Source organism: Sphingomonas flavida (assembly GCF_036663655.1).
GTDB lineage: Bacteria > Pseudomonadota > Alphaproteobacteria > Sphingomonadales > Sphingomonadaceae > Sphingomonas.
The window spans coordinates 118,581-127,701 of record NZ_JAXOJH010000013.1; the positions used below are offsets into that span (position 1 = coordinate 118,581).

Below are 9,121 nucleotides of genomic sequence, written 5' to 3' on the forward strand. Positions count from 1 at the left end.
AAAATCCTCGCCAAGGGTGGATTGTGAAGTCATAGCCGTCAGACCGTTTCCTGTTCCAGGTCGGCATCTGTATGACCCGACTGCAACCCGAACTGGCGACCCGGATCGTCCAAGCGCACGGCGACGACGCGTTGCAGAACGCGCTGACCATGAAAGTGCTGGACGGGGCGCGACCCTGTATCGGGGGTGCCAAGAAGGTGAAGATGGAGCCGACTCAGCCGCGTTATTATCTGATCGACGCCTTTTACCGCTGGGTCGTGGCGGCGCGAGACGTGGGAACGCTGCTCCAGTCGTGATCGGATATGCTGGCCGCCGATGCCTTAGGGGAGCGCATCGGCGGCCGTCGAAAGCGCGACCGTCAGGGAGATTATGCCGCGCCTTCGATTTGGGAAGTTCGGGGCCAGATCGCCTTCGCTGACCTTGGCTTGCGAGCTTCCCTAGCGTCTTTACGACCGTTGGACTAACGCATTGCGCTGCCCAGTGTGATCGATTGCGTAATCGGCTGTCGGCGCGTTGGCCAACCCACGTCTATTCGGCGTCCGCCACCGCAGGATGCAGCCTCAGGCGGTGGATGCGGCGTTCGTCGGCCTGGGTGACTTCGATCCGCCAACCGCTGGGATGGTCGATACAGGTGCCGACCTCGGGCACCTGCCCCGCCAGCACGGCGGTCAGGCCGCCCAGCGTGTCGACATCGTCCTGTGCTTCCTCCAGCGCAGGGTCGACCGCGCGGCCGACCTCCTCCAGGCTGACGCGCGCATCGGCATCCCATGCCCCACCGTCGAGCGGGACCAGCAGCGCCTGGGGCGCCTCGTCATGTTCGTCCTCGATCTCGCCGACGATTTCCTCGATCAGGTCCTCGATCGTGACCAGGCCCTCGGTGCCCGAATATTCGTCGAGCACCACCGCCAGGTGCACCCGCTTCTGGCGCATGTCGGCCAAGAGATCGAGCGCGCCGCGCGACATCGGCACATAGAGCGGGTCGCGGATCAGCCCTGCGATGGTCGCGGGATGCTCCGCGCCGGTCGCCAGGATGTTGAACACGTCCTTGATATGGACCATGCCGATGATCTGATCGAGTGTCTCGCGATAGACGGGCAGGCGGCTATGGCCTGCCTCGGCGAAGATCTGGACCATATGGTCGAAGGTCGTCCGCTCCTCGATCGCGATGATGTCGGCGCGCGGAACGCCTACGTCCCCGGCATCGCGCTCGCCGAAATGAAGCAGGTTGCGGACCATCTGCCGCTCCAGCGGGGTCAGGTCGCCCTTGGCATCGGGGCCGGGATCGCCCTCATGCCGGTCGATCGCCTCCTCCAGCTGGTCGCGTAGCGACTCTTCCTGCTCACCGCCGAAGATCAGGGATTTGAGCCCCTGCCAGATGCTGTTTTCGTTGGAGTCACCGTTGCCGGTGACGCTACTGGGGCCGTCGGCCATCGGGGGGTGTCAGTCCTCGCGTATCAGATAGGGGTCGGCGATGCCGAGGCTGGCCAGCGCGTCGCGTTCGATCGCTTCCATCGCCTCGGCCTCGTCATCGTTCATGTGGTCATAGCCTAGCAGATGCAGAACGCCATGCACCAGAAGATGAGTCGCGTGCGTTTCGGTCGCAATGCCACGCTCAGCAGCCTCCGCGACGCAGACGCCGTGGGCCAGCACGATGTCGCCCAGCAGCACCTCGCCATCATCCGAATTCTGCGTCACCGTATCGATCAGGTCGGGCTGGACCATCGGAAAGGACAGGACGTTGGTAGGCTTGTCCTTCTGTCGATACTGGCGGTTGAGCGCATGCACCTCGTCATCGCTGGTCAACCGCACCGAAATCTCGATCAGCGCGGGTGTGGTCAGCAACGGGCCATGCGGCGTCCGCTCGATCGCGGCACGCGCGGCGCGGGTGGCCAGTGCCTCCCAGCTTTCCTCGTCGCCCGACCAGGGATCTTCATGGATCAGCGCAATCTCGATCATCGGAGCCTTTCCAGGAATAGGGAGCGGACGAGGTGGAAATCGCCGCCCCCTAACAACAGTTCCATCGTTACGCCATCGAAAGCAGGGTCAGGCGTTCGGCCCCTCATAGGCATCGACGATCCGCCCGACGATCGGGTGGCGAACGACGTCCGCGGCGGTGAAGCGGCTCATCGCGATGCCCTCCACACCCTCCAGGCGACGCACCGCATCGGCCAGCCCCGACGCGGCGACACCGCCGGGCAGGTCGACCTGGTTGGGATCGCCGCAGATCACCATGCGGCTGTTCTGACCGAAGCGGGTCAGGAACATCTTCATCTGCGCCGGGGTGGTGTTCTGCGCCTCGTCGAGGATGACGAAAGCCTCGGCCAGCGTCCGGCCGCGCATGAAGGCGATGGGCGCAATCTCGATCTCGCCGCTGGCGATCCGCCGTTCCACCTGCTCGGCGGGCAGGCAGTCGTGGAGCGCGTCGTAGAGCGGGCGGAGATAGGGATCGACCTTCTCCTTCATGTCACCGGGCAGGAAGCCCAGCTTCTCGCCCGCCTCGACCGCCGGGCGCGACAGGATCAGGCGCTGGACCGATCCGCTGATCAACTGCGCCACCGCCTGCGCCACCGCGACATAGGTCTTGCCGGTGCCTGCCGGGCCGAGCGCGAAGATCATGTCATTGGACACGAGCTCCTTCATGTAATGCGCCTGGGCGGGGGTGCGCGGCACGATCGTCTTCTTGCGCGTGCGGATCATGATCGACGGGGTCGAGCTGCGTTCGGCGCTGAGAATGCCGTCGAGCGTCGGTTCGGACGCCATCGCGATGGAAGCGTCGACCAGGCCGGTGTCGATATCCTCGCCACGCTGGATGCGGGCATAGAGGTCGTTCAGCACGTCGCGCGCCAGCGCCACCTGCTCGGCCGAACCCTCCAGTCCGACCCGATTGCCCCGTGCGGTGATGTACACGCCGAGGCGATTTTCCAACGCGACCAGATTGCGATCATACTGGCCGAACAGCTGCGCCAGCACTTGCGGCTTGTCGAAGCTGATTTCCGCCCGGCTGCGTTCACCGGCCTGGGCGGGGAGGGGCTTGCGGCTCATGCGGTCCTTTCACCGTCAGTAGGTTTCCCCAAGATGGGGTGGCCCAAGTCGGAACGCCAGCGAAATTGCGTGACACGGGTGTGACGACAGAAAGGTTTTTGGGCTCGCAGAGGCGCAGAGGGCGCGGAGAAGAAGAGCACGGCAGGCGGACGGGAGACTTCCTTCTGTCTCTGCGTCCTCTGCGCCTCTGCGCGAACAAGAAATTGTGTTCACGCGAAGACGCGGAGGCGCGGAGAGGGTGAATCCAGCCGCGACCTCGCTTTGTCGGCCTCAGGCGTATCAAATGAGGTCTTCCGGTCGCGAGGGCCGGATGCAGGATCAACGGATTGGACATCTCCGCGCCTCCGCGTCTCCGCGCGAACAAAATCGTGGCGGCGTGGGCGTGGGCTTCGAGTTCGCTCAGCCTGAACGGAGGTTGGACGTTACGCCGCCGCCTTGACCTTCGCCTGGCCGGTCAGCGAGTTTGGGCCTGCCGCGACCAGTTCGACCTCGACCAGGTCGCCGATCTGGTGGTCGCCGATCAGATGGACCGATTGCAGCCAGGGCGATTTGCCCAGCATCTGGCCGGGCAGTTTGCCGCGCCGTTCCAGCAGGATGGTGCAGGTCCGACCGACGCTCGCCAGGTTGAAGGCATGCTGGTCGCGGTTGAGCGCGGCCTGCAGGCGCTGGAGCCGCTCGTCCATGACCTCAGGCGGAACCTGATCGCCCATCGTGGCGGCCGGGGTGCCGGGGCGGGGGGAATATTTGAAGCTGAACGCCTGGGCATAGCCCATCGCATCGACCAGGCGCAGCGTGTCGGCGAAGTCTTCCTCTGTCTCGCCGGGGAAGCCGACGATGAAGTCGCCCGACAGCGCGATGTCGGGACGGACCGCCCGCACTCGCTCCATCACCCGCATATAGCCGTCGCGCGTATGCTGGCGGTTCATCGCCTTCAGGATGCGGTCGCTGCCCGACTGGACCGGCAGATGCAGGAACGGCATCAGGCTTTCGACATCGCCATGCGCGTCGATCAGTCCTTGCGTCATGTCGTTGGGATGGCTGGTCGTGTAGCGGATACGGTGGAGGCCCGGAATCCGGTCCATCGCGCGGATCAGCCCGTGCAGGCCCCGGTCGTCGGCGTCGTTCCACGCATTGACGTTCTGGCCCAGCAGCGTGATCTCGCGCGCGCCCGCATCGACCAGCGCGCGGGCCTCGTCCATGATCGCCGAGTAGGATCGGCTGACCTCCGCGCCGCGCGTATAGGGCACGACGCAATAAGTGCAGAATTTGTCGCAGCCTTCCTGCACGGTTAGGAAGGCCGAGGGGTTCACCTTTAGGCGGCTGGGCAGATGGGTGAACTTGGATTCGACCGGCATGTCGGTGTCGAGCGCGGTTTCACCCGCCGCCGCCTTCGCCACCAGCTCGGGCAGGTTGTGATAGGCCTGCGGGCCGACGACCACGTCCACCTTGGCACGGCGCACGATCTCCGCGCCCTCGGCCTGGGCGACGCAGCCCGCGACCGCGATCATCGGCTTGCGGCCCTCTTCGCCGGCATCCTTGCGCAGGCGGCCGATCTCCGAATAGACCCGCTCGGTCGCGCGTTCGCGGATGTGGCAGGTGTTGAGCACGATCAGATCCGCCGCCGCGGCGTCGTCGGTCGAGGACAGGCCTTGCGCGGCCATCAACTCGGCCATGCGCTCGCCGTCATAGACGTTCATCTGACAGCCGAAGGACTTGACGTGAAAGGTCTTGGGAGATGCGGGCATGACGCGGCCCTTATCGCAAATCCTCTCGGCTCGCCAGTATGGGGTCAGCCGCCCTTGGGCAGGCAGACCCGCGTTTCGTCGGCCATCTCGCTGCTCTGGCGATAAAGGTCGGTGAAGGCGGAGTAGGCGGCGTCGCGGGTCGCCTGGGGCTTGGTCGCGCCGTAGCGGGTGATCGTCACCGCCTCGGCATCGCTGACCACCGGGCCGGAGCCGCCGCGCGTCAGGACGCGGATCAGGGTGGTGCGGGTCGGGTCGCCATGGCTGACATACCAGGCGTTGTGCGCCGCCACCGCCTTGGCGAACGTCGCCCAGCCGCCCGGCTTGACCTTGCTGTGGCGGATCGTCGCGGGGTTCGTGCCGTCCGGACAAGGGTTCGCCATCTGGGCGGTCGCGGCGGTCGTGGTCAGCAGGCTGGCGGCAACGAGAATCGTCCTGAGCATGGCATCCCCCCGGAAATCACGCCGATCCTATCGCGGCCTTTCGCGGCTGGCGAGGCAGATTTCAGGCGCTGGTGATCCTGTGGCATGCCTCTGCGGCAATGGCCTTGCGGTCGGGAAAGGCGGCCGGGTCGAAGGGGGACAGATAGTGGAGCGTCACCGTGAACCGGCCCCGTCGCCGCAATACCCTCTTGGCATGGGCATCGCCCGCCTCGGTGCCGAGCCAGGCGAGGTCGGTGGCCGCCGCGCCATAGTCGATCCGCACCGGCTGGACCCGGATACCGGGCAGGGGCGGGACGAGCGCGGCGAACAGCGCGGGCTTGAAGGGCAGGATCGACAGGTCGTCGCCCGTCGTTCCCTCGGGAAATACCGCCAGCGGCCGTCCGTCCGACAGCGCCGCGCGGATCGTCGCGATCTGGTCGCCGACGCCCAGCCGGTCGCCGCGCTCGACGAACAGCGTGTGGTTGAGGCTGGCCAGCCAGCCGACCAGCGGCAGGTCCGCGACCTCGGCCTTGGCGACGAAGCGCGTGCCGGACGTTCCGGCCAGCAGCAATATGTCCATCCAGCTCAGGTGATTGGCAGCGATCATCACGTCGCGGCGCGCGGGCTGACCGACCACCCGGATATCCGCGCCCAGGATCACGGCGACCCGGCGCAGGAAACGGCGTGGCCAGGGCGAGCCGCGCCCCAGCATCCGCCACGCCCCGTGCAGCACCAGCGCCCCCAGCAGCGTGCCCACGATACACAAAAGGCGACCCGCTGCACGCAGGCCGCCCTTGCTGTCGGCGTCGATGGCGACGGCCAGCGCCATCAGCTCTTGCGGTCGAGGCTGACGCCGTACAATTCCATGCGGTGATCGACCAGGCGGAAGCCCAGCTTCTCGGCGATCGCCTTTTGCAGCTGTTCCAGCTCGGGGTCGACGAACTCGATCACGCGGCCGGTCTCGACGTCGATCAGATGGTCGTGATGCGCCTCGGGCGAGGGCTCGTAACGGGCGCGGCCGTCGCCGAAATCGTGACGGTCCAGGATACCCGCTTCCTCGAACAGGCGGACGGTGCGGTACACGGTCGCGATCGAGATGCCGGGATCGATCTTGGCGGCGCGTTCATAGACTTTTTCGACGTCGGGATGGTCCTCCGCCTCCGACAGGACGCGGGCGATCACGCGGCGCTGTTCGGTGATGCGCAGTCCCTTTTGCGCACACAGCGCTTCGAGATCGATTTTGCGGGCCATGGTAACGTGTAACTCCTCGGACAAACCCCTATCTACCCCCAAAGCCTAATTGCGAAAAGGGGATAGCGACTCGCAATAACCCGGAAACAGTGATCGGGTCAGGCGATGGTCCCGGCAGCGATCGACCGCGTATAGGTATGCGCGTCGTAATGCTGCCCGTCCGCACCCTTATAGTAATTGCGCCGCTCGCCGCATTTGGCAAAGCCGTGGGTCGCATAGAATTGGATGGCGGGGTTGTTAGACCGCACTTCCAGATGCAGCGTCTCGACTCGTTGCGCGGCACAATCGGCGACGACCGCCTCGACCAGCACGCTGCCGATGCCATGACGGCGATGGTCGGGCGCGACGCCCAGCAGCAGCAACTCGGCCTCGTCCAGCACCGATCGGGTCAGCGCAAAGCCCGCCGGGTCGTCGCCCGTCTCGGCGATCAGCAGCTTGATGCCGGGCAGCGCCATCACGCCGAGCAACTGCGCGCGCGTCCATGCCTCGCCCCATTGCGGATCGAAGGCGGCGGCCATGAGCTGTTCGACCACACCGGCGTCGCGCGCATCACCGGGGCGAAGCGAGATGCCGATGCTGGCCATCAGGCGGCCAGCTCCGGTGGCGTGATCCCGCCGGGCAGCTTGGCATCGGGCGCGCGGCCATAGACCGGGCGCGGGGGCAGGGCGGTCAGTGCAGGGGAGAGTCGCCAGGCCTCGGCGGCATCGGGCAATGTCTCGATGACGGGCAGGTCGGCCGACAAAGCGGTCAGCCAGCGTACGCCGTTGCCGATCGCTCTCCGCCCGTCCAGCGCGGCGAGCGCGGCGTCGGGTTTCATCGACGCGAAGGGGGCGAGCGGGGTCATGTCGCGGGCGAAGGGCTGGACGAAGACCTCGCCATGCCCGCCCTCCAGCACGACCGACAGCGCGTCGTCGTCACACGCGCCAAATCCCGCAGCGGCGACCAGCGCCAGCGAGTTGTAACCCGAGGCGGCGATGCCCCAGCCCAGCGCCAGCCCGCGCGCAGCGGCGAGGCCGACCCGGATGCCGGTAAAGCTGCCCGGCCCGCAATCGACCAGGATACGCTCGGCCCGCCCGCCACCCGGCAGCGCGGCGATCATCGGCACCAGCTTTTCGGCATGGCCGCGTCCGACCACGTCATGGGCGCGTGCGACAACCCGGTCGCCGTCGAGAAGGGCGACCGAGCAGGCGGCGGTGGCGGTATCGATGACCAGCGTGCGCAAGGGTGGGGCTCAGACGATCCGGTTGGCTTGCTCGAACGCCAGCCGGGGATTGCGAGGGTGCAGCCTGGACGTGTCGCCATAACCGATGGTCGCGATGAAGTTCGACCGCACACCCGGCTGGTCGGCGAAGAACGCCTTGTCCACAGCGCCCTGGTCGAAGCCCGACATCGCACCCGTATCCAGCCCCAGCGCGCGCGCGGCGAGGATCAGATAGGCGCCCTGGAGCGAGCTGTTGCGGAAGGCCGAGGCCTCGCGCAATTCGGTATTGCCATCGAACCAGCTCTTGGCGTCGACATGCGGGAACAGCTGCGGCAGGCTTTCGTGGAAGTTCACGTCCATGCCGATGATGACGGCGGCGGGCGCCTGACGGATCTTGTCGGCATTGCTGTCCGAGGCGCAGGCCGCGAGCTTTTCCTTTGCCTCCTGGCTCAGGCACCAGACCATGCGTGCCGGACTCTGGTTGGTCGAGGTTGGCGGCATCTTCATCAGATCCCACAGCGCGCGGATCTCGTCCTCGCCGATGGGGGTGTCCAGATAATGGTTGAAGGTGCGGCCTTCGCGGAACAGCCGGTCCAGGCTGGCATCGTCGATCGGGTTCATCAGACGGCCCTCACTTCGGTGACTTCCGGGACATAATGGCGAAGCAACTGCTCGATGCCGTTCTTCAGCGTCGCGCTGGACGAGGGGCAACCGGCGCAGGCGCCCTGCATCTTGAGGTACACCTTGCCCTTGTCGAAGCCGCGATAGACGATATCGCCGCCGTCATTGGCCACCGCCGGGCGGACGCGCGTGTCGATCAGTTCGCGAATCTGCGCGACGATGTCGGCATCCTCGGGATCGTCGGTGAACGTCTCCTCGTCGCCGGGCACCGCGAAATCGGCCGCACCCTGGCGGAACAGCGGCATCTGCGCAGAGAAATGGTCAAGCAGGATGCCCAGGACATCGGGCTTCACGTCGGACCAGTCGGTGCCGGGCGCGACCGTGACCGAGACGAAGTCGCGGCCGAAGAAGACGCCGGTCACGTCGCCCAGGTTGAAGATCGCCTCAGCCAGCGGGCTGGCGGCGGCTTCCTCTGGCGAGGCGAAGTCGCGGGTGCCGCTGTCCATCACCTTGCGGCCGGGCAGGAATTTCAGCGTCGACGGGTTGGGCGTCGGTTCGGTCTCGATCAGCATGACCCCCATGTGGCGCGGGTCGCGGCGGGGATCAAGCTGGACGCGGGAAAGGATGCGTTTCCCGGCGGCAACCCGTGGTGTGGCGCGGGGGGCTCTACCCTCCCCGACGGGAGATTCGACGTTCAAGCCCCGCGCTATTCCTCCCCTGCAAGGGGAACTGTTCACCTTGGACTCTGCAGCCGTTTTCTAGCGAGGAATATGTCGAGAGTGATCTCGAGCATCTGTTGGGTTTTGGAGGCGCGCTTTGTTCGGCGATTGAAGCGGGCGAGC

General features: G+C 66.3%; 12 protein-coding genes. 1 reads left to right on the top strand and 11 read right to left on the bottom strand.

Annotated features, from left to right (window positions below):
• Positions 1–71 precede the first annotated feature (71 nt).
• The gene (locus U1703_RS14590; RefSeq protein WP_332786251.1) at positions 72–296 is read left to right on the top strand and encodes a hypothetical protein; all 225 of its coding nucleotides are present in this window, start codon (positions 72–74) and stop codon (positions 294–296) included.
• Positions 297–528: 232 nt separating this feature from the next.
• Here U1703_RS14590 and U1703_RS14595 read toward each other — a convergent pair whose 3' ends face one another.
• From U1703_RS14595 to U1703_RS14645, 11 genes are all read right to left on the bottom strand, one after another.
• Complete coding sequence (locus tag U1703_RS14595) at positions 529–1,431, bottom strand: hemolysin family protein (protein WP_320453281.1); 903 nt, start codon at positions 1,429–1,431, stop codon at positions 529–531.
• A gap of 9 nt (positions 1,432–1,440) precedes the next feature.
• Positions 1,441–1,956 carry an rRNA maturation RNase YbeY gene (ybeY, locus tag U1703_RS14600; protein ID WP_332786252.1) on the bottom strand — a complete coding sequence of 172 codons (516 nt, stop codon included), beginning with the start codon at positions 1,954–1,956 and terminating at the stop codon, positions 1,441–1,443.
• An 87-nt stretch (positions 1,957–2,043) separates the two neighbouring features.
• Positions 2,044–3,042 carry a PhoH family protein gene (locus tag U1703_RS14605; RefSeq protein WP_332786253.1) on the bottom strand — a complete coding sequence of 333 codons (999 nt, stop codon included), beginning with the start codon at positions 3,040–3,042 and terminating at the stop codon, positions 2,044–2,046.
• A 422-nt stretch (positions 3,043–3,464) separates the two neighbouring features.
• Positions 3,465–4,787 carry a tRNA (N6-isopentenyl adenosine(37)-C2)-methylthiotransferase MiaB gene (gene miaB, locus U1703_RS14610; protein WP_332786254.1) on the bottom strand — a complete coding sequence of 441 codons (1,323 nt, stop codon included), beginning with the start codon at positions 4,785–4,787 and terminating at the stop codon, positions 3,465–3,467.
• Between the two features lie 44 nt (positions 4,788–4,831).
• The gene (locus U1703_RS14615; protein ID WP_332786255.1) at positions 4,832–5,227 is read right to left on the bottom strand and encodes a hypothetical protein; all 396 of its coding nucleotides are present in this window, start codon (positions 5,225–5,227) and stop codon (positions 4,832–4,834) included.
• A 61-nt stretch (positions 5,228–5,288) separates the two neighbouring features.
• The gene (locus U1703_RS14620; RefSeq protein WP_332786256.1) at positions 5,289–6,035 is read right to left on the bottom strand and encodes a lysophospholipid acyltransferase family protein; all 747 of its coding nucleotides are present in this window, start codon (positions 6,033–6,035) and stop codon (positions 5,289–5,291) included.
• Entirely contained in the window at positions 6,035–6,457 is a 423-nt protein-coding gene (locus U1703_RS14625; RefSeq protein ID WP_042489602.1) for a Fur family transcriptional regulator, read from the bottom strand. Before U1703_RS14625 ends, U1703_RS14620 begins: the two co-directional genes overlap by 1 nt.
• A 98-nt stretch (positions 6,458–6,555) precedes the next feature.
• Positions 6,556–7,041, bottom strand: a complete 486-nt coding sequence (locus U1703_RS14630) for a GNAT family N-acetyltransferase (protein WP_332786257.1) — start codon at positions 7,039–7,041, stop codon at positions 6,556–6,558.
• A complete protein-coding gene (tsaB, locus tag U1703_RS14635; RefSeq protein ID WP_332786258.1) occupies positions 7,041–7,679 on the bottom strand; it encodes a tRNA (adenosine(37)-N6)-threonylcarbamoyltransferase complex dimerization subunit type 1 TsaB in 639 nt (212 codons plus the stop codon). Before tsaB ends, U1703_RS14630 begins: the two co-directional genes overlap by 1 nt.
• A gap of 9 nt (positions 7,680–7,688) precedes the next feature.
• Positions 7,689–8,279 (bottom strand): malonic semialdehyde reductase, encoded by a 591-nt coding sequence (locus tag U1703_RS14640; RefSeq protein ID WP_332786259.1) that lies wholly within the window; start codon positions 8,277–8,279, stop codon positions 7,689–7,691.
• A complete protein-coding gene (locus U1703_RS14645) occupies positions 8,279–8,851 on the bottom strand; it encodes a NifU family protein (protein ID WP_320453290.1) in 573 nt (190 codons plus the stop codon). Before U1703_RS14645 ends, U1703_RS14640 begins: the two co-directional genes overlap by 1 nt.
• Positions 8,852–9,121 lie beyond the last annotated feature (270 nt).

Coding starts and splice junctions, on each gene's coding strand:
- U1703_RS14590 (WP_332786251.1), top strand. CDS start 72: ATGACCCGACTGCAACCCGAACTGGCGACCCGGATCGTCCAAGCGCAC.
- U1703_RS14595 (WP_320453281.1), bottom strand. CDS start 1,431: ATGGCCGACGGCCCCAGTAGCGTCACCGGCAACGGTGACTCCAACGAA.
- ybeY (WP_332786252.1), bottom strand. CDS start 1,956: ATGATCGAGATTGCGCTGATCCATGAAGATCCCTGGTCGGGCGACGAG.
- U1703_RS14605 (WP_332786253.1), bottom strand. CDS start 3,042: ATGAGCCGCAAGCCCCTCCCCGCCCAGGCCGGTGAACGCAGCCGGGCG.
- miaB (WP_332786254.1), bottom strand. CDS start 4,787: ATGCCCGCATCTCCCAAGACCTTTCACGTCAAGTCCTTCGGCTGTCAG.
- U1703_RS14615 (WP_332786255.1), bottom strand. CDS start 5,227: ATGCTCAGGACGATTCTCGTTGCCGCCAGCCTGCTGACCACGACCGCC.
- U1703_RS14620 (WP_332786256.1), bottom strand. CDS start 6,035: ATGGCGCTGGCCGTCGCCATCGACGCCGACAGCAAGGGCGGCCTGCGT.
- U1703_RS14625 (WP_042489602.1), bottom strand. CDS start 6,457: ATGGCCCGCAAAATCGATCTCGAAGCGCTGTGTGCGCAAAAGGGACTG.
- U1703_RS14630 (WP_332786257.1), bottom strand. CDS start 7,041: ATGGCCAGCATCGGCATCTCGCTTCGCCCCGGTGATGCGCGCGACGCC.
- U1703_RS14640 (WP_332786259.1), bottom strand. CDS start 8,279: ATGAACCCGATCGACGATGCCAGCCTGGACCGGCTGTTCCGCGAAGGC.
- U1703_RS14645 (WP_320453290.1), bottom strand. CDS start 8,851: ATGCTGATCGAGACCGAACCGACGCCCAACCCGTCGACGCTGAAATTC.